This is a genomic window from Butyrivibrio sp. XBB1001 (assembly GCF_000424505.1).
GTDB lineage: Bacteria > Bacillota > Clostridia > Lachnospirales > Lachnospiraceae > Butyrivibrio.
Map to the genome: position 1 here is coordinate 109,376 of NZ_KE384201.1, position 19,810 is coordinate 129,185.

Annotated in this window: 14 protein-coding genes; 1 reads left to right on the forward strand and 13 read right to left on the reverse strand. The window is 42.3% G+C overall.

What is annotated here, in order from left to right:
• Positions 1 to 163: 163 nt before the first annotated feature.
• From leuS to G631_RS0116485, 3 genes are all read right to left on the reverse strand, one after another.
• Complete coding sequence (gene leuS / locus G631_RS0116475) at positions 164 to 2,593, reverse strand: leucine--tRNA ligase (RefSeq protein WP_026490373.1); 2,430 nt, start codon at positions 2,591 to 2,593, stop codon at positions 164 to 166.
• Between the two features lie 169 nt (positions 2,594 to 2,762).
• Positions 2,763 to 4,886: a DUF2264 domain-containing protein gene (locus tag G631_RS0116480; RefSeq protein ID WP_026490374.1), complete on the reverse strand. Its 2,124-nt coding sequence runs from the start codon at positions 4,884 to 4,886 to the stop codon at positions 2,763 to 2,765.
• Between the two features lie 58 nt (positions 4,887 to 4,944).
• Entirely contained in the window at positions 4,945 to 6,126 is a 1,182-nt protein-coding gene (locus G631_RS0116485; RefSeq protein WP_026490375.1) for a glycoside hydrolase family 88 protein, read from the reverse strand.
• Positions 6,127 to 6,341: 215 nt separating this feature from the next.
• On the opposite strand from G631_RS0116485, the gene G631_RS20465 reads away from it, so the two are divergent.
• Positions 6,342 to 8,906 (forward strand): bifunctional diguanylate cyclase/phosphodiesterase, encoded by a 2,565-nt coding sequence (locus G631_RS20465; RefSeq protein WP_051197337.1) that lies wholly within the window; start codon positions 6,342 to 6,344, stop codon positions 8,904 to 8,906.
• A 10-nt stretch (positions 8,907 to 8,916) separates the two neighbouring features.
• Here G631_RS20465 and G631_RS0116495 read toward each other — a convergent pair whose 3' ends face one another.
• From G631_RS0116495 to G631_RS19625, 10 genes are all read right to left on the reverse strand, one after another.
• The gene (locus G631_RS0116495) at positions 8,917 to 11,076 is read right to left on the reverse strand and encodes a heparinase II/III domain-containing protein (protein ID WP_051197338.1); all 2,160 of its coding nucleotides are present in this window, start codon (positions 11,074 to 11,076) and stop codon (positions 8,917 to 8,919) included.
• Positions 11,077 to 11,259: 183 nt separating this feature from the next.
• The gene (locus tag G631_RS0116500) at positions 11,260 to 12,051 is read right to left on the reverse strand and encodes a carbohydrate-binding protein (protein ID WP_026490377.1); all 792 of its coding nucleotides are present in this window, start codon (positions 12,049 to 12,051) and stop codon (positions 11,260 to 11,262) included.
• A 34-nt stretch (positions 12,052 to 12,085) separates the two neighbouring features.
• On the reverse strand, positions 12,086 to 13,135 hold the full coding sequence (locus G631_RS0116505; RefSeq protein ID WP_026490378.1) for a tetratricopeptide repeat protein: 1,050 nt from the start codon (positions 13,133 to 13,135) through the stop codon (positions 12,086 to 12,088).
• Between the two features lie 13 nt (positions 13,136 to 13,148).
• Positions 13,149 to 13,526, reverse strand: coding sequence for a RidA family protein (locus G631_RS0116510; RefSeq protein WP_026490379.1), 378 nt, complete (start codon positions 13,524 to 13,526; stop codon positions 13,149 to 13,151).
• A gap of 80 nt (positions 13,527 to 13,606) precedes the next feature.
• Positions 13,607 to 13,846: a hypothetical protein gene (locus tag G631_RS0116515; RefSeq protein WP_026490380.1), complete on the reverse strand. Its 240-nt coding sequence runs from the start codon at positions 13,844 to 13,846 to the stop codon at positions 13,607 to 13,609.
• A gap of 105 nt (positions 13,847 to 13,951) precedes the next feature.
• On the reverse strand, positions 13,952 to 14,989 hold the full coding sequence (locus G631_RS0116520) for a GDSL-type esterase/lipase family protein (protein ID WP_026490381.1): 1,038 nt from the start codon (positions 14,987 to 14,989) through the stop codon (positions 13,952 to 13,954).
• 60 nt (positions 14,990 to 15,049) lie between these two features.
• Positions 15,050 to 16,450: an MBOAT family O-acyltransferase gene (locus tag G631_RS0116525; protein ID WP_196803895.1), complete on the reverse strand. Its 1,401-nt coding sequence runs from the start codon at positions 16,448 to 16,450 to the stop codon at positions 15,050 to 15,052.
• Between the two features lie 146 nt (positions 16,451 to 16,596).
• On the reverse strand, positions 16,597 to 18,015 hold the full coding sequence (locus tag G631_RS0116530; RefSeq protein ID WP_026490383.1) for a tetratricopeptide repeat protein: 1,419 nt from the start codon (positions 18,013 to 18,015) through the stop codon (positions 16,597 to 16,599).
• A 2-nt stretch (positions 18,016 to 18,017) separates the two neighbouring features.
• Positions 18,018 to 18,182 carry a hypothetical protein gene (locus tag G631_RS21250; protein ID WP_013281541.1) on the reverse strand — a complete coding sequence of 55 codons (165 nt, stop codon included), beginning with the start codon at positions 18,180 to 18,182 and terminating at the stop codon, positions 18,018 to 18,020.
• A gap of 80 nt (positions 18,183 to 18,262) precedes the next feature.
• On the reverse strand, positions 18,263 to 19,693 hold the full coding sequence (locus tag G631_RS19625; protein ID WP_081671393.1) for a bifunctional folylpolyglutamate synthase/dihydrofolate synthase: 1,431 nt from the start codon (positions 19,691 to 19,693) through the stop codon (positions 18,263 to 18,265).
• Positions 19,694 to 19,810 lie beyond the last annotated feature (117 nt).

Genomic DNA, 19,810 nt, shown 5'->3' on the forward strand with positions numbered 1-19,810 from the left:
AATGATTTGTCAACGAATCGTTTTCTTTTTAACAATATAGAAATAGGACCAAACAGTAGCATCACTGCTGGTCCTATAACTTTTTACATGAATTTATGAAATATAATTCACAATTAATAATGTAGTAATCACACGAGTAGCAGCGTATATTAAAGAGCTTTGATTATTTCACTACAATATTTACGATACGTCCTGGAACGTAGATTTCTTTTACAATAGTCTTACCTTCAAGCTTGTCAGCAATAAGCTCCTTGCCCTTGGCAATTACTTCATCCTTAGGATCTTCCTTGCCAATGTTCAGAGTAGCCTTAACCTTGCCGTTTACCTGAACAGCGATTTCTACTGTATCTTCTACGATCTTGGACTCATCAAAAGTTGGCCATGGCTCGTAAGCAATTGTGTTGTCGTGGCCAAGGATCTGCCAGATTTCTTCTCCAACGTGTGGACAGATACATGAGAGCATCTTGATGAAGTTCTCAGCATACTCTCTTGGGCAGCTTCCTTCCTTGTATACAGCATTTACAAAGATCATCATCTGGGCGATGGCTGTGTTAAAGCCAAGTGCCTCGAAGTCACTTGTAACCTTCTTGACTGTCTGATGGTAAACCTTCTCAAGGTTAGCCTTCTTGTCATCAGAAATGTTTGATGGCTCAGTAAAGAATGTATATACACGGTTGATGAACTTTCTGGCACCAGTTACAGCAGCGCCATTCCATGGCTTGGAAACCTCAAGAGGTCCCATGAACATCTCATAGAGTCTAAGTGTATCAGCACCATAATCACGAACGATATCACTTGGGTTAACTACGAATTCAGGGAAACGCTTACCCATCTTGATTCCGTTCTCACCCAGGATCATACCCTGGTGAACAAGCTTCTTAAATGGCTCTTTTACTGGAGAGAGACCATTGTTATAAAGGAATCTGTTCCAAATACGTGAGTATAACAGATGTCCTACTGCGTGCTCAGGGCCACCAACGTAGAGGTCAACTGGCATCCAGTGCTTTAAAAGTTCCTGATTAGCAAACTCTTTGTCGTTATCAGGATCGATATATCTCATATAGTACCAGGAAGAACCTGCCGAACCAGGCATTGTAGAAGTTTCTCTTGTGCCCTTAAGTCCGTTCTTGTCATAAGCCTTCCACTCTGTAGCATTCTCAAGAGGAGCCTTGCCGCCGTGTCCCTTGTAATCCTCAAGCTCAGGAAGAACAACAGGAAGCTCTGAATCATCAAGGAATACTATGCTGCCGTCCTCTTTGTAAATACAAGGAACTGGCTCGCCCCAGTAACGCTGTCTAGCAAAGATCCACTCACGGAAGTGATAGTTGACCTTTTCTCTTGCAACGCCCATATCAACAAGCTTCTTGGTAATAGCCTTCTTGGCCTCTTCAACTGTCATTCCGTTGAATTCCTCAGAATTCTCAAGGATGCAGCCCTTTCCAAGATAATCCTGCTTCTCAAAAGCATGCTCAGAAACATCAACTGTTCCCTCTGTATTGTTGATAACCTGAATAAGAGGAAGGTTGTGAACCTGTGCATACTCAAAGTCTCTCTGGTCATGTGTAGGAACAGCCATAACAGCACCTGAACCATAGCTTGCAAGTACGAAATCACCGATAAATACAGGTACTTCCTTGCCATTTACAGGGTTGATAGCATAAATTCCCTTAAGAGGGCATCCAGACTTAGTCTTGTTAAGATCAGTACGGTCAAGATCGTTCTTCTTGAGAGTCTCATCGATATAAGCCTGAACTTCTTCCTTATTCTCAACGCGGTCCATAAGGCCCTTGACTACATCTCCGTCTGGAGCAAGAACCATGAAGGTAATACCATAGATTGTCTCGATACATGTGGTGAAAATAGAGAATTCTCCGCCACCTACAATCTTGAAATCAACCTCTACACCAGTTGACTTACCAATCCAGTTACGCTGGATCTCCTTGGTTGACTCTGGCCAGTCAATCTCATTAAGGCCATCAAGAAGTTCCTCAGCAAAAGCCTGCTGATCGATAACCCACTGTTTCATCATCTTCTTGACTACAGGATATCCACCACGCTCAGACTTGCCGTCGATAACCTCGTCATTTGAAAGAACAGTTCCAAGCTCCTCACACCAGTTAACAGGCATATCGATATGCTTGGCATAGCCTGCCTCATAGAGCTTTTTAAAGATCCACTGTGTCCACTTATAGAACTTAGGGTCACTAGTTGCGATCATCTTGGACCAGTCATAGTCAAAGCCAAGCTCACGAAGCTGGCCTGAAAATGTCTCAATATTCTTCTCTGTAAATCCCGCAGGATGATTACCTGTTGTAACCGCATACTGCTCTGCAGGAAGTCCGAATGAATCGTATCCCATTGGGTGCAGAACGTTGTAGCCCTGCATACGCTTCATACGTGACATTATATCTGTAGCTGTGTAGCCTTCCGGATGACCGGCATGAAGGCCTACTCCTGATGGATATGGGAACATATCCAATGCATAATATTTAGGCTTGCTGAAATCCCAGACATCTGTCTTGAAAGTTTCGTTCTCCTTCCAGTACTCCTGCCACTTTTTTTCAATAGCATGATGATTGTAAACTTCTGCCATACTGTGCTCCTTCTAACATAACTTCTATGTGTATATGATTCCCATCATATTCTCACTAAATTTATATGATATACGAATTGATTCGTTTCTATAAAGTTCTAGCAATTCTATATCATCATATATATCTCAAAATTCTATCACAATGATTTCCATTTTTCAAAGAAAGAAATCACAATAGTAATTTCGCTTCTATTCCGTAGAAATCAATGACTTTCTTATCCCCATTCTTTAATACAATTGTCACAGGGCCATAGCCACCGCACTTCTGAGGATCGGTATAAAGTATCTCTTTTACCGGGAACAGCTCATCCTCTGTAAAGTCAGTAAGGTCTTCCTTGGTGATTGTCTGTGAGATAAGGAAGTAAGGCTCATAGCCGTACTGCTTATTTCTCCTGGTCTCCGCAAAAAGGACTATCGAATTCTTACTATCCGGGTTGGTATCGCTACTCTTGATAAGCTTAATATCACTCCAGCCATCCATGATCGTGAAGGCAAGCTGCTTGTCCTTACCAGTGTGGTCGTGTCCCTTTAGGATCACAGCCTTGTAGCCGTCTTTTTCCCTGACTGAAATTTCTGTTCCGTTATCAGGAAAGCCAAAAGAACCAAGAGTAAGGCTAATGGGCCTTCTGAACATTCTGATCTTATCTGCCCTAAAGATTCCGTAAGGAACCGCAAAGTCCGCAAGGTCAATTGCTGTGCGCCAGTGAGTCTCTGTCTGAGTCTCGTACTCCCAGAACTGGCGGCGATAGAGGACATTTCCCTTTTCTCCATGCCAGAATGTGGCGTTTGGAGTGATTGAAGGCATCTCAGATGAGCCATCAGCCTGATTTTCCTCATCAAGATAGCAAAGAGAATACTGCTGGGACTCTATCTGCATTTTGGCCTCTGTCAGGGTAAGCTCTCCATCAGCACCAACGCAGAAAGTTTCTCCATGAGGTGCAGACTCCCATGGGAATTTAGAATTAAACACAAGCTTTCCGTAGTTCCAGATACCGTGGCTGTCAGACTTATTTTTTACCATCTTACCTGAGCGCAGCTCTGTAATGCCATTTGCTCCGTGGTTAGCAAAGCAAAGAGCTGGTCCGTCAAGGGTTGTGACCTTTGTTTCACGCTCTCCAAGTTTCTCCCAGGTGCCATTATTTTCTTTTGCCGTCCAGAAGGGGTGATCCTTGGGAAGGTGCAGGCACAAAAGAGCTTTTGCAAGCCACATTGGAGACTCAGCGCAGGAATAGCCCTGAACCAGCGGGATAAACGGGCCGTAAAAGCCCAGGGTAGGAACCCCATTCCACAAAAAATCATCTCTTTGAAGGAACTGCAAAAGGGATCCAGAGCAGATGCGCCTTGCAAGTCCTGGATCTATAGCAGGATTCTTCATAAGAAGGTTGCCGTCAAAAGAGCTGGTGGCTGCGTTTCTATAGATGCCACTTCTGCCCCACATGTTTGTAAAGCCGTCCCTGTCAAAGAAATCCGGATAGGTTTCCATTAGCTTATTTGAATTTTCCTCGAATTTCCGGGCAATATAAGGTTCTTTTTCATAACCATACCAATTGTTCCAGATAGCGGTATACATGTTGAAAGCCCAGCAGGAGTAGTAGTCAAAGGACTGACCATCTCTGTACCAGCCATCTCCAACATAGTAGTGAAGGATGTTCTGGGCGTGGTCTCGCATGATATCCTCATCGATTGGATAGCCATTCATATATAAAAAGGCCATGTCCAGCATGTTAAATAGACGCCAGTTCTGCGGAACAGTATTGGAATGGGCAAAGTCAGTTAAAAATGCTGCAATCCTGTCCTGCTCCTCTTTGGTGTAGGTATCCCAAATTTCTTCATGACTTAGCCACAGGCAGATAACGAGAGCTGCAGTCTCTACAGTCTGCTGATAACAGGCTGTGGGATTATTGCTCTTATCAAGATTTCTCATATCAGAGTAGTTTAATACATAATTGTCCACACCAGGAGTCACTGCGTAGAGGACCTGCTTTTTGTAATAGTCGCGGATGTTAATCCCGTTCAGCACAAGGTCCGGCTCAATGTGGATAAGTGGTGCAGATATGAAAAAAGATCTGCAAAGGCCTTCAAATACTTCTGCCTTTTTGCGCCACATCGGAGCATCCTTTGAAGGATAAGTAACCTCCGTCTCGTATCTTGGCATAACAACAGGATCTTCTATATCCTTTATGTTTCCAAATATTCCGCCCAAAAGATACTCTGCTGCCTCAATCCAGCTCTGGCGGTCAAGCCCTGTATAGGGGCTAAGTTCAAAATCTGTATGTTTAGGCTTAAAAACCATTTCTATTCCCCCTGATCACAATAATTTTGAATATAAATGAATTGCACAATAAGTCTTCTTAGAAGATCTCAAGCGCATCCCCGGAAAGCTTCATAAGAGCCTCGATGTAGTAATAGTCACCATAGTTTATGGCAAATTCATGCCTTGCATCGTGGTAGGCTGCAGTGCACTTTTCCACAATATTGTCCTTGTCTGTAGTGTAGTCGCAGCGCTTTTCATGAAGAGTTTTTAGAAGTTTTATAGCTGCTGCCTGGTATCTGTCAGCATTCTCCTTGGATATGCCAGCCTCTGCGAAATCCTCCAAACCTTCCAATAGTCCTGCAAGTTCGATAAGTCCGCTGGCTGTAATAGCAGAAGCTGTAGAATCCTCGTAGTAAGGGTCAGCTGGCTGCCTATAGTCTACAGGAACCAGGTACTCAGGGTACTTGCTATCAAGCTCAGACAGTACATAGTCAGCCACCTTCATTGCAGTTTCAAGATATCTCTTTTCCCCTGTATATTTGTAACTAAGAGCAAAACCGTAAAGAGCCCAGCTCTGGCCTCTTGTCCAGGAAGAGCCTTCTGCATAGCCCTGTCCAGCATAGTCTCTAAGGAAAGCTCCTGACTCAGGGTCAAAACCCACAATATGCCTTACTGAGCCATCCTCTCTTATAAAGCTCTTCATGGCTGTGTCAGCGTGAGCAACAGCTATAGCCTTAAACCTGGGGTCCTTAAGTTCATTAGAAGCCCAGTATAAAAGAGGCAGATTCATCATGCAGTCTATGATAGCCCAGCCTGTGGTATCTCTATCATCTCCCCAGTCATTCCAGGCACGAATAAAGTTGCCATTTAAGTTAAAGCGGCCTGCAAGGCTTGCTGCTGCCAAAAGAGCTCTGTTTTTGGACTCCGGGTTATGCTCCATCTTGTACCTGACTACAGATGTTGGAAGCCACCTAAAGCCTGCATCGTGGTCCATTCCGTTATAATTCATAAAGGCACGGTCCATCTTGTTTTCTGTGCCAATTGCTTCATTTCTAAATAGTTCTTTTCCTGTAAGCTTGTAGAGCTGCCACATCTCACCGCCCCAAAAGCCATTTGTCCACCAACAGATATCCTTATCAGAAGATCTGTCATCAAATCTTCCATTTTCATCAGTGGAATATGGGATTTTACCCACATTTTGCTCTGTTACTGTCTCCATCTTGGCAGCAATTTTGGAAAGAGCTTCATCTACCCACTTTTTGTCTTCTGTACTAATCATTTTGCCTTTACCCCCGAAATAAAAGTTTCCATTTGTACAACTATAAATACTACTATCTTTTCCAAGTAATTAGTATGGTTTCCCCCTTATTTTTTTAACTTTTTATAAAAAAAATATAAGAAATCTGGTTACAGTGTTTTACCCCCCCCGATTCATGATAAAATAGTAACGGTAAATCGTTTTACAAAGGCCTGGATACATGCGGAGGTCACTACTTGAACAACACCTTTACTAACAAGCAGGAATTCGAGCAGTATTTCCTATATAATCTGGACAGAGCCATAGACGAAGGCTGGATAAAAGCGTACCATCATCCTCTTATCCGCGCGGCAAGTGGCTTTATTTCTGATGAAGAAGCCTTTGCAAGATGGGAAGACCCTGAACTTGGTATCTTCGTTCCTAATGATTTTATTCCAGTTCTGGAAAGAGAGAATCTAACGTACAAGCTTGATCTTTATATGGTAGAAAGAGTCCTTAGCAAGATGAAAGGACAGGACGAGCACGGTATTTTTGTCGTTCCGGAATCCGTTAATCTTGGCAGATCCGATTTTTATTCCTGCGATATGGTTCAGGAAATCATTGACAGGATAGATAAATCCGGTCTTTCAAGGGGTAAACTATCTGTGGAGCTCTCAGAAAAGACCATAGATTCTGATGTGGATTTCTTTAAAGGTATAGTTGAGCGATTCCAGAAAGCCGGCATAAAAGTCTGGATGGACAATTACGGAAGCGGCTACTCTTCACTTCTTATCCTTTTAAAAATTAAGTTTAACCTTCTTAAGGTTGATAAAGCCTTTGTAGATACTATTATCGACAAAGAGGCTAGCGTAAGCGGCCGAATAATTCTTACAGAGCTTATAAAGACTGCAATGTCCCTTGGTATGGATACCGTTGCAGAAGGCGTAGAGACTAAAGAGCAGGTGGATTTTTTAACCGAGATTGGCTGTACAAAGCTTCAGGGCTTCTTTTACACAAAGCCATTGTCTCTTGCAGATATCATAAAAAGAAATGAAAAAGGATTTTCGATCAGCTTTGAAAATCCAGATGAATCCGACTACTTTGAGCAACTTGGAAAGGTTAATCTCTATGACCTTTCAATATCCAGAAACGATGACGATTCGCTGGATAACTATTTTGATACCATGCCTATGGCCATCTTATCTTTTTCCAAAACCAAGGCAAAGTATGTAAGGGCGAATTACAGTTATAAAAAGTTCATAGAAACAAGGCTTCATCCCTATAGCGATCTTATAGAATATGACTATGATTCTATAACACCAGGACCTGGCTACTACTCTTTTAACTGCATGAGACAGTGCGCTCGGGACGGCAAGCGCCTTATAATAGATGACCTCTTTGGAGATGGCTGTAATGTGCAGCTTTTTATCAGGAGAGTTGCTGTAAATCCTATAACAGAAGAAGCCGCTATAGCTATGGTAATTCTCTCTGTCAGCGACACAGACGAAAATGACAACCTTAACTTTAACTATATCGCCAGGGCCCTTTCCTCAGACTATCTAAATCTATATTTTGTAAATATGGATACAGATGAATTCACTGAATACGCAACGAACGGTGATAATCATGATATGACTGTGATTCAGAATGGCACAGATTATTTCAACCTGACCAGAGACACCTTTGATTTCCCTGTCACAGACGAGGACAAGCCAGCACTTCTTGAAGCCTTCACAAAAGAAAGAATAACACAGGAAATTGCCAAACATGGCGTTTTCTCTGTTGTTACAAGAATTCATCAGGGTGATGATATTATCTATGTTAGCGTAAAGGCTGTGGAAGTCCGCGGAAATGGCAACTATATCATCGTTGGAACCAGAAATGTAGATGATGAGATGAAGGCAAGAGATGCCATTAGTCTTGCCAAGGAGCAGAACATTATTTACTCACGTATTGGCGCTCTTACGGGTAATCTTATTTATATTTACACTGTTGATCTTGAGACATTAGCTTACACCAGATATAGCCCTCTTAATATTATTTCAGATATGGATATGCCTCCAGAGGGAGATGACTTTTTTAATAAAGTCATTGAAAGAATTCCTTATGGCATTTATGAAGAAGACGTTGACGCATTCCTTACTGCTTTTTCAAAAGAAAAAGTATTAAACAAGATTCGAACACAGGGCGTTTTTGAAAACAGGCACAGGCTCAAAACGCAAGGAAAGGCTATCTATGTAAACACCCGTGCCGTTCTTCTAGTAGAAGACGGCAAGGAAAAGCTTATTTTTGGTATCGTTAATATAGACGAGCGAGTAAGGAAAGAAAAGGAATATGAAGAGCACATCTTTGCAGTAGAGAACAAGGCCAGCATTGATGAGCTTACAGGCGTCAAGAACAAGCATGCCTACGCGGATGTGGAACACAAGATGGATGCTCTGATCTCTCAAAAGAAAAAGACAACCTTTGCAGTTGCTGTCTTTGATATAAACGATTTAAAACAGGTTAACGATCTCTACGGTCATCAGGCTGGAGATAAATACATAAAGGATGGCTGTGCTATCATCTGTAACACCTTTAAGCACAGCCCGGTATTTAGAATTGGCGGCGATGAATTTGCCGTAGTGATCCAGGGTAGTGATTACAAAAACATCGATTCCATCATGCAGGATTTCCATGTATCAAATCTGCAGAGAAAAAATGATGGTGATGTAGTAATTGCCGCTGGAACATCAAAGTTTGATAGCGACGAAAGTGTAGCCAGAGTCTTTGAACGGGCTGATGCTCAAATGTATGAAAACAAAAAGGCTCTTAAGGCCTAGTACATCTGTTTTATTCAATCTTTATATCAAGATCACACTCTGCACTGACACCTTCACTATCACAGACTAGTAATGTCCTGTACACATTGTGATGCCATGCTATAGAAAGCCTTTCATCAGCTATCTCATATTCCTTTATAAGTGCCTTAGTAACAGGGCCTTTAACAGTGATATTTCCAAGATCACCCACAGAAATGTTGGTGATCTTTTCTTTTGCTTCGGAAGTTTCTATTGTGTTTTCTATTGAAGATGGCATAATTTTCGGCTTCTCATATGTCATAAGGCTAAGAGTAAAGGGTAATCCGCCCTTATAAGTATCTTTTACGGTTACGCCTTCTCCCTTTACAAGGGATACTTCCCTTGTGTAAATAAAGTTGGATGTTCCATAGGCCCCTGAAATGTCCATTTTAAGGGAGCTGACAGCTTTTTTATCTTCTGCTGTATTATTGGTGCACAAAATACAGGAAACATCTGATGCAGCAAACTCTGCGCCATCTCTTTGCATGATGATCTGCGGATTATGGGCATCTGCAGCTGAGTCCATACCAAGCGTATCGGCAATATTATCTGCGCTACTTGCGCCTCCATTTTGGGCACTCGTAGCCGCAAAGTCCAGGAATGTTGGCAGATTGTGGAACTGAGACTGCATGGTCCAGAGCTCGTAACGGCTATCTGAGAAGGTCTTTTTAGTATAAGTCCCAACACCCAGGTCTATTAAGAAGGGCCTTCCGTTTTTGTAGATGGTAAAAGAGCCAACGTCATTATGATTGTGACTATCTCCATTATTTCCAGCCTTGGCAGCCAGAGTATAAATCTTATCTCTTGCAACCATAAGCCCCATGCTATCAAACCAGGAATCCTCCGGAAGTCCTGAACTTACTGGATAATCCATCATTTCGTCATAGGCAAAGGCCTGCATAACATGGTAAAAGAGATTTATCTCGCTGCTAAGTAGCTTCTCATCATCTGAGCCTTCTCTAAAGTCAGCAGCAGCAAAGCTTGCAAGGACTTCGTCACCACATCTTTTTCCAAACAAGAACTCTCTTGCCGACCTTCTTCCTGCAAGTGGACTGCAATCAGCAAAGTTTACGTAATAGCCCTTTCCAACATACATCTTCACAATGAAGTTTGCTATGTTGCGGATTTTCTCCTCGGAGAAAATCTCTGAGAAGCAATGGGCATAGTTTTCGTTTGTGTCAGATTGATCTGCATTATGTAATTCATTCTGCTCGTCATGTAAAAGAACTTGTCCGTTTTTGTCAACTTCTGCATATTTCAATTCATCTTTTATGCTTGTTGCTCCATCAATAAGCTCCAGGCACCCAAAAAGGCATAGTCCTGCATGTGAATAATACTGGGCTCCCTCGTTGCAGCCTCCATCTGTGCCATATTCATCAAGGAAATAATCCACAGAAACAGCGGCTTTTTCAAGAAAAGTCATAAGGCTGGCTGTGTTTCCATCCTCTGTTTTAAGATTTCTCTTTTCAAAGTAACCTTCTGTCCTTGTAAGAGCGCAGATAAGGATGTTCTGAACAATCCACGGCGTCCAGTTACACATAGTCTGCTCGCCGTCTCCCATCCACCAGAAAAACTGTCCAAGATAAGGCTTAAAGATTCTCTCATCAAGCCTCTGATTAACATATATGCTGATATGAGGGCTTACCTTCTCAAAGGCTGGACGCAGCAGATATTCCGTAAAGGCTATCTCTGCTCCACTTTCAGCCTGGAAAAGATCTATGATCTGCCTTGATACATCTGGAAGGGTCTCCTGTCTGCCATCTCTTTCATAGCTTGTGTGAGGCGGCAGGCACCAGGTGGTCTCTTCCAAAATAAGGTAAAGTCCATCCAGAATATCATCAAGGAAGCGTCCCTTGTTCTCGACGCACTCTGCCATTACAAGCTTATTTAGTTTTCTTCTCCTTGGAAAATACTGATCCTCGAAACGGACCCTGTTGCCAGATTTACTAAATTCCAGAAAGTCAGAAATCAAAAGCTGCGTCCAAGGTTCTTCCTCAGCCTCTTCCCCAGCCTTTATCAGTTTATTTTTTAGATTCTCAGAAAGGCCATCCCAGGCCTTCCTGTCAGAGATATCAGGGTATCTGTCATAATTCCCTGCCCCAAAGATTTCCTTCAAATAATCTCTCGTCAAATGACTGCGCTGCCCTGTCATATAATCTCCTCTATTCATACCTTTACGTATTTCCGCTGCTAGCCAATTCTATGAGCGGGCATAAATACTTGTTTTCGTCTGCGTCGTAATTCATTAAAGATGAGACTGAATTATCTCCTAGTACGAGAACTGCGCATTTATGCCCATCTCATATAAACTGGCCAGCAACTAAAATATTACATTTCAATTACGAACCGTTCCGTATACTTCAATTTGAGTTAATGCTGGGAATGGACTTGGATCATCTGCTTTAATGAGATTTCCTAATTTAAGCCACTTAATACCTTCCTTCTTGATTTCGAAGACATGAGGCTCCGCGGATTTCTTGTCCATTGTTACTTTCTGACTTGTTCCGTCAGAAAATGTGAACTGTGCTTCTGTCCAGTAGTTATCATGAGGAAAATCTGCTCTTGTGTAGAGTTCGATCCTGTCAAAATCAACTTCTGTGCCAAAATCCAGGGTAAACTCTGCATCATCCTGCCTGTTGATGCCCCAGGATTCATAGGGCCACTCGCCGTGGGAGGAAGTAGCTATGCAGCCATCAATTGCGTTTCTGGCTGCAAAGACCGCTTCGCCTCTTGTCTCCACATTGGCACTGGCGTGAGGATACACTCCTGAGACCTCATGCTGGTCAAAGGGATTCAATGCAAGGTTTCTATAGCTGTAAATTTCGTAGTCCTTGGCTTTTCTGATAGAGATGTAGTGTCTGTTTCCAAAAAAAGCCAGGGGATTATAGCTTGTCTTTTTCTCATAAAAAGGAACAGGAAAGGTAACTGATTCCTGTTCTATAAGTACCAGGGATGGGTCAATGGCAGCATCTACCTTGACCACATAGTAGTTTCCAGGCGTCATACCGGAAAACTCTATGATATCCCCTTTTCTGTATTCACCGTCCCAAGTAAGGACCAGGTTGTCGTTTGCAGAAGCCTCTGCCTTGTTGACGTGGTCCCACTCATTATATACTTCTATTTTCATACCCTCTCCAATTTGCGCTACTAATTTAGCTCTTTTACCTAGTTGAAAGAAATATATTCTCTCTTAATGCCTTGTCGTCATCCGGGTAATCAGCCAGGTAAGTCTCCATAAGGGACTTAGCCATGGCAAACTCGCCAAGATACTCATAGGCAGTGATCTCATTGAGTCTAAGAGACTGGTTCACACCCTTATCATCAACTGCAATGCCTGACTCAAATGAAGAAATTGCTCCATTGTAGTCCCCCTGCTTTATCTGACACATTCCAAGCTGATTATATACAACTGCACTTGCCGGATTCTCAGCAAGATATGTCTTATAAACGCTCATGGCATAGTTGTAATCGCCCTGCTTTTCCCCAGTTTGTCCCAGCAAAAGAACTACTGGCTCTTTTTCCTGGTCACGCTCGTTTCTGGCTGCCTCCAGGTAGTTCTGGGCATCAGCATTATTGCCAAGATAGTAGGACATCTGGCCCTTCTCATAATTGGACATAAAAGAACTGCCATTATCAAGAGCTGTCTGAAGGATGTTCCTGGCTTCCTCATCATAGCCATACTCAGCAAGGGATTTGTAGATCAATATGATCTTAGAATAGTCCTTGGAGTTTAGAGAAATAGCCTTGGAAAAATCTGAATAGGCAGCATCATGATTGCCGGAAGCAAGTTCGCACACGCCTCTTAGATAATAGGCATCACTGTCCCTGCTACGAAGCCCCAAGATAGCGTCGTAAACTTCCTTGGCCTTGTTGTATTCTCCAAGGCGGTAGTAGGCCTCTGCCAGGTAAAAGTTGGTGTCAAAGTCCATGTCATCAACAATTCCCTCATCTGCGGCAAGAGATGCCAAAAGTTCCTCAGCTGCCTCCTCATATCTTCCGGTCTCAAGGTAAATAATGCCTCGACCTCTGTGGATCAGGCATTCGTCCTCTTCCTTGGCCTCTGCGGCAGCAAAGCTCTCAAGAGCGCTATTATAATCATGACTTTCTATATACGCAAAACCCGAATCGATATTATGTCTGCCGGCAAGGCTCCCGCAGCCCGCCATCATCAAAGAGGCAGCCATAATAGCTACAACAACTTTTTTCTTCATACCCTGTTACCTTTTAGTTTCCTAAATAAGCAACGACCTCAACCTCACAGAGCACGTCTCTTGGAAGCTGTTTAACTGCTACGCAGCTTCTAGCTGGCTTGCCAACAAAATATTTCTCATAAACTGCATTGAAGGCTCCGAAGTCAGCCATCTCAGCAAGGAAGCAGGTTGTCTTTACAACATGCTCGTAGTCTGTGCCTGCTGCTCTTAAGATCTCGCCAATATTTCTGCAGACTCTGTCTGCCTGATCTGCAATTGTTATATCTTCAATCTCTCCACTTTCAGGGTTGATTGGAATCTGTCCTGAAGCATAAAGAAAATCTCCTGCCTTGATAGCCTGTGAATAAGGTCCGATTGCTGCTGGTGCTGATTTTGTTGAAATGTACTCCATTGTGTTTCCCTCCTGATGATGTAATTATTTCCCCTTGGATTCTCCTAAGCCCTTATTACCACGCTATATTTCAGTACTCATCAAGTATCCTGCCCAAATACCGCAGTAACGTAGAATCCACGAGCATTTTCCTCTACCTTTGTAACTACTCCCTCTCTCTCGAGCATTCTCTCCCTGAAAGGGTAGTTTCCTGACATAGCAAGGGATGGGTCTATTGTGTAGTAATAGTTACTGGGAAGAACACCCTCTGTAACTGTAACCTTGTCTCCTTCCTTGAGAAGTCCAGGTCTTTCCATCTTAAAAGTCATCTCTCTTGCCACTTAAAATCACCTTCAATTCTAACACTAATTATATTTGAAATCATTGATTCTTTGTAACCTTTTGCAGTAACTATTTATCCTGCAAATTTCACATTTTATCCGGAATCAGTCCCTGACAATCCCGTGTCCAAGAAGGAACTGATACCATCTATCGTAGGATGAGGCCTTTAGATGAACGTCGTCAAAAGACAGCTCTTTTAACAAATTACCATTCTCATCGTCCACGGCTTCGTTCATGTCCATGTAGAACACAGTCTTATTGTCCGCCAAAAGAGAAAGTGCCTCATTTCGCTTATTTATATTGTCATTTGTAAAGTACTTGTCGTGGTCGCTCTTATTGGCTGTAACATGCATGATGCCCTGAATATAGATTATGGCATCAGGCTGAAGCTCGCGTATCCTTGCGATAACTTTGCCATATTCCTCAGCAAAGGACTCGGGTGTTCCTGTACCAATCTCGTTAAGTCCCAGCATAATGTAGATCTTGCCGAACTGTCTCTCCGAAAGGGCCTTGGCAATGGACGTCTTGGAGTCACCATCTTTTACAAACTCTTTATCCATAACGCCGTAGATAGTAAGAGAAACCTTGGCATAGAAGGTAGCTCTTGAATCGAGAGGCTCGCAGTATTCAGAAAGACCAACAGTTCTGGAATCTCCTATGAAAAGAGCATCCGTAAAATACTCTTCATCTACAGGCTGGAACTCATATGTCTTATCAGCGTCGTTGCCAGAAACTGAGTTTCCTGAGATGCTATTTCCGGAAATACTGTTCCCTGAGATGCTGTTTCCAGAGATGTCCATAAGTCCTGTCTGATTGCCATCTGTAGTAGATAGATCATCAGCGCTTTGCGCTGCATCAGCACCATCGCCACTTCCTAAAGTGGAAGCCCCATCTGGATTCTGGTTATCAGCACCGTCCATATTTCCTGCATCTGCAAGGTATTGATCTCCCAGATTGCTCCATGGATATATCCCATCAGTAAGCCCCTTAAATACCAGTACAAAATGAGGAATGGTTGCAGGATCTACCTCATCTTTATACTCAGCATAAGTGGTGTCCTCTAAAGCGTAGGAGGCAGCCGTTAATGCTATTGTCACTACCACAATCCCTATAAGGATTGGGCAAGTTTTCAGTAACTTCATCTATTCACACTTTCATATCAACTTTACACAAAACATTTGCAAATTCTTTTCTGACAAAAATCAGAATTTGAAATACAAAAAGGGATTTCCTGCCGCATTGGACAAGCTATATATACATGCCCAGAACAGTACCAGTAATCCGATTGTAAATACCGGATTCTTTCTATGTTTTTCAAAGAATCTATAAACCTGCGGAATCAATAGAACAAGGCCAAAGCCAAGGATAATTCCGTAAATCTCAATATTTTTTATAAAATCCCCCTGATTGACAGAAACGCCTTCTCCCCAGAATGGGAAAAGTCTCATAAAGTAGTCAAGGAGCATATTTCCGTTTGATATAGCAAACACTACCCAGGTAAGCGGAATCAGCACTAAAACGTTGATCCTGCCAAAGATAGCGTTTATAAACTTTGGACACTTTGAAAGAATAAAGCGTTCGCAGAGGATGATCACAAAAATTGAAAGTCCCCAGATAATAAAGTTTAAAGTAACTCCGTGCCAAAAGCCGGTTATGAGCCAGACTGTCAGAAGGTTAAGGACTGTTCTAAAGTTTCCTTTTCTGCTGCCTCCCATTGGGAAATAGATGTAATCTCTAAACCAGGAGCCAAGCGTTGCGTGCCATCTTCTGTAAAACTCAGAAACAGTCTTAGAAGAGTAGGGCTGATCAAAGTTTGTTATAAAAGGAAATCCAAGCATTACGCCAATTCCGGCAGCCATAAGAGAATATCCCCAGAAATCAAAGTAAAGCTGCATTGAGTAACAAACTGCTCCAAGCCAGGCCAGCGGTGTTGAAATACTCTCATAGCCTATAGTTCCAATATCATTCCACAGCATTGCAAGGTGATCAGCAAGAAGCACCTTAAGCCCCAGGCCTAGTACAAAGAATCTAAGGCCATCTTCAATATGGGAAAAAATTGTGGATAATATTGCATGCTTATTTTCAAGCTTATCCATTCCTTCCTTGGTATCAAGGTCAAGAACATCATCTTTTTCTTTTCCCTCATCATCCACAGAAGTTTCTGCCTGCTGATCCTGAGATTGTTCCTGAGCAAAGTTTTCCTCTGCATCAGAGACGTTTTCCACAAGGAATGGATTCTTGGCGTAATCCTCATATCTCATGATGGGTCCGGATACAATCTGAGGGAACATAGTAAAATAGGCAGCTACATCCACAAAGCCTGCATCTGCCGAAACCTTCCCTCTATAATTGTCAATTTGGAACGATATCATCTTGAAGGTGAAAAAGCTGACTCCAATAGGAATAAGAGTGCTATCCACAAACTGACCAAGGAGCTTAAACTCAACCAGCATAAGAACATCAAGACAAATAGCAAAGCCAAGGAGGAATTTTCTACCGCCACCCTTTAAAGCTCTGCTAAATAAGAAGTTTATGATAACTGCTCCCAACAGTACCGGGAACATTTTAAGATCACCAACTGCATAGAACAAAAGACTTCCCAAAAGGAGAGTCACCTTTCTGTATTTGCAGGGTGTTAAATAAAACGCCACTATAAACACAGGTAAAAACCTGAAAATAAAGGTCAAGTCTGAAAAATTAATCATTGTATATTACTTTCTTTTAATCTATAAACAAGGAACTTCCGCTCTCAGCCAGCATTATTAATCTCAGCAAGCTTGGTCTGAGCTGCCTGGGCACTCTGAGTGCCAGGGAAATTTTCAATCACTTCTCCATAAATAGTCTTGGCATTATCCTTGTCGCCACTCTCATAGTAAGAGTTTCCAAGATAATACAAGGTGTTTACGTTGGTATTATCGTACTGATAAGCCTTAGACAGACTCTTTATGGCAGTTTCATAATCTGCGCCCTTATATGCCTCATACCCTGCATTGTAATAAGAAGTAGCAAGCTTGGGTCCCACAAGAGACATGAGGGAATCGTAGAGAGTTGTAAACTCTGGTGAAACATCGTCACTTATTGCATTCAGATCAAGACCAGCCATAGCCTCAGCCATGGAGTCTATATCTGATGGATCAGTGAGATAAATATTGGTAGCCTTCATAAGGCTGTTCATGGCAGCTGATGTAGAATCAACGCCCTCGTAATCTGTAACTTTGGTCTGAAGATCAGTGATCTGACTCTCGAGATTTTTTATCTGCTGCTCGTACTGGCCTATCTGTGCAGACTTAGCATCAGACTCCTCGCTTATCTCAGTAATCTTACTCTGGTTGGCACTATTGATGCTCTGAATACGCTGTGGCAATATCAAAAAGCAAGCCGCAGCAAGTCCCAAAACTGCGCCAAGGACAATCCCCCAAATAGAGCCGGTTCTGGTTATAGCCGACTTTTTAACAGGCTGAATGATCATCTCATTGCCACTGTTATATCTGATAACATCATCACTATCTGATGAAGCAATATCAGAAACAAGTTTGCCACTCTCTCCCGGAAGGAGCATAGAATCAGCTTCCTTGAGATAACGCTTGGCCATAACATTGCCTGTATCTATCTTGAGTGCCTTCTGAGCCTCTATCTTGGCCCTGTCATAGTTGCCACCCTTAAGATATAAAAGGGCAAGCAAAAGATGCGCTTTTATAAATCCGGGATTTAAAGAAAGCACCTTTTTAAGCTGGATAACTGCCAGATCAAGTCCATCCTGGCGGCAGTAATTCAGAGCTATATTAAATTTCTTGATTGTTTGGTTGATTGTCTCTAGCTGTGATGGACTATTGCGGACAAAATCCATGTACTTGTCTGCAAGATTGTCCTCAGCCTTAAGATTCTTGCTGATAACCCATTCAGAAAGCGCAGCAACAACTTCTCCAGTCTCATAGTAAATAAGGCCGAGAAGGTTTCTGGCATCAATATTGTTCTTATCAAGTTTAAGGCTCTGTCTGAGAGCACTGATAGCCCCAGTCATATCCCTTACACTAGCTTTCTCCAAGCCCTCATTGTAGAACTTGTTTGAAAGACTAACTATCTTTTTGTATGTAACGACATTTGTCCCACATCCTGGGCAAACATCGCTTTTTTTATCAAGTTCAGCCCCGCAACGATAGCACTTCATTGTTACTTAGTCCTCTTCTGATTGTCAAAATCACCCTTAGCTTCCTTTAAAAGCTTGACCAAAACATCTGACATATCGTCAAGATCCTGGTTATAGATGATGTCCTCTGCATCCTCAATCTCGAGACTTGGCCTGAATTTTTTCAGTTCCTCTTCAAAATTAATCATCTTTTTCCCCTCAGATGTAATTCTCTATATTAAATAATATCATGATTACTGCATTTGCAACATTTTAATTATATATTCTGTTAGAGCATTCCTTTTATCTGGCCTGCAAGATATAGGGATCCTGCTGCAAAAATCAAGTCTCCAGACTTCCTGATAGTGATGATATCAGTGATAGCATCACGCACATTGCTGTAATACTTGACCGGAACTCCGATTATTCCTAGTTCTTCCTTGGCATCCTCAAAGGCAGCTTTTAAGTCTGAGACAGACACTGACCTTGAAGTCTCAAGGACTGATACAAATATATTGTCAAACTGATGGCTCTCAAGAATCTTTGCCACAATATCGCGATACTGCTTGTCATCTACTATGCCAAAGAGCATGAGCTTTCTGCCATCACAGGTTATCTCATTGCAGGAATCAAGGAATGCAGAAATGCCATCAATATTATGAGCTCCATCCACAAAAACTCCAGGACGAACTTCTTCCATTCTGCCTTCCCACTTGGCACTAAGTAAGCCTTCTCTTATATCAAGCTCAGAAATGTCTGCTCCCTGATCTCTTAAAACTTCAAGGGCAGCCACCGCCGTTGCAGCATTTTCTGTCTGATAAACAGCTCTGGTACAAAGCTCTAAGTCGACATATTTATCATATAAGCTATTTAGTGAAAAAGCAACGTGTTTGTTGCCGTTGTCATCCTCCAAACACCTTATATCTTCTATATTTCTGTTCTCTACAACTATTACTCTTGTATCTATTTCAAGAGCCTTTTTCTTTATGACTTCAGTAGTCTCTTTTCTCTTATCAAAAAGAACTACAGGCACTCCCTTTTTGATGATGCCTGCCTTCTCACCGGCAATCTCCTCAAGAGTATTGCCAAGATACTGCATGTGGTCGTATCCAATTTCGGTTATAACTGATAAAAGAGGCTTCTCCACTGAGTTTGTGGCATCAAGCCTTCCGCCAAGCCCTGTTTCAAGTACAAGGTAGTCAACAGGATACACATCGTAAAGAAGCATAGCCATGAAAAAGAGGAATTCAAAGTATGTGGGGAAGTAATTGATATCAGAACCCACTACTTCTGCATCTGCTTCTGTATTTGAAGAGTCGCTTGCTCCCGCATACTCCATGATCCTACGGAGTAATTCCACAAATATCTCCGCAAAGAGTCCATCACTGATCTGCTTGCCATCCACCTGAAACCTCTCTGTGATCTTCACAAGATGTGGAGAGGTGAACATTCCCACTTCATAGCCTGCCTTCATCAGAACAGATGAAATGTAGCAGCATACCGACCCTTTACCGTTGGTACCTGCCACATGGATTATCTTCATATTCTCTTCGGGATTTCCAAGAAACTTTAGGAAATCTCTTGTATCTTCAATAGTGTGCTTGGTAGTAAAGCTCGGTATAGAGTTAAGAAATTCCTCGCATTCCCTAAGTGTGAGCTGTCCTCCGCCATCCACTACATTTATTATCTTTTTTACTTCTTCTGAAATTATGTTTTCCATCCCAACTTCGCTGCTTATATTAAATCTCTTCTTCTCTTACTGCTATTATATCTTCTAACAAGAATTCTCTATTAACTATATATTGCCCTTAGCGGTTACATAACCACAGAAATCTTT

What these genes read in the sequence shown, in the direction of transcription:
- leuS (WP_026490373.1), bottom strand. Translation starts at nt 2,593, where the DNA reads ATGGCAGAAGTTTACAATCATCATGCTATTGAAAAAAAGTGGCAGGAG.
- G631_RS0116480 (WP_026490374.1), bottom strand. Translation starts at nt 4,886, where the DNA reads ATGGTTTTTAAGCCTAAACATACAGATTTTGAACTTAGCCCCTATACA.
- G631_RS0116485 (WP_026490375.1), bottom strand. Translation starts at nt 6,126, where the DNA reads ATGATTAGTACAGAAGACAAAAAGTGGGTAGATGAAGCTCTTTCCAAA.
- G631_RS0116495 (WP_051197338.1), bottom strand. Translation starts at nt 11,076, where the DNA reads ATGACAGGGCAGCGCAGTCATTTGACGAGAGATTATTTGAAGGAAATC.
- G631_RS0116500 (WP_026490377.1), bottom strand. Translation starts at nt 12,051, where the DNA reads ATGAAAATAGAAGTATATAATGAGTGGGACCACGTCAACAAGGCAGAG.
- G631_RS0116505 (WP_026490378.1), bottom strand. Translation starts at nt 13,135, where the DNA reads ATGAAGAAAAAAGTTGTTGTAGCTATTATGGCTGCCTCTTTGATGATG.
- G631_RS0116510 (WP_026490379.1), bottom strand. Translation starts at nt 13,526, where the DNA reads ATGGAGTACATTTCAACAAAATCAGCACCAGCAGCAATCGGACCTTAT.
- G631_RS0116520 (WP_026490381.1), bottom strand. Translation starts at nt 14,989, where the DNA reads ATGAAGTTACTGAAAACTTGCCCAATCCTTATAGGGATTGTGGTAGTG.
- G631_RS0116530 (WP_026490383.1), bottom strand. Translation starts at nt 18,015, where the DNA reads ATGAAGTGCTATCGTTGCGGGGCTGAACTTGATAAAAAAAGCGATGTT.
- G631_RS21250 (WP_013281541.1), bottom strand. Translation starts at nt 18,182, where the DNA reads ATGATTAATTTTGAAGAGGAACTGAAAAAATTCAGGCCAAGTCTCGAG.
- G631_RS19625 (WP_081671393.1), bottom strand. Translation starts at nt 19,693, where the DNA reads ATGGAAAACATAATTTCAGAAGAAGTAAAAAAGATAATAAATGTAGTG.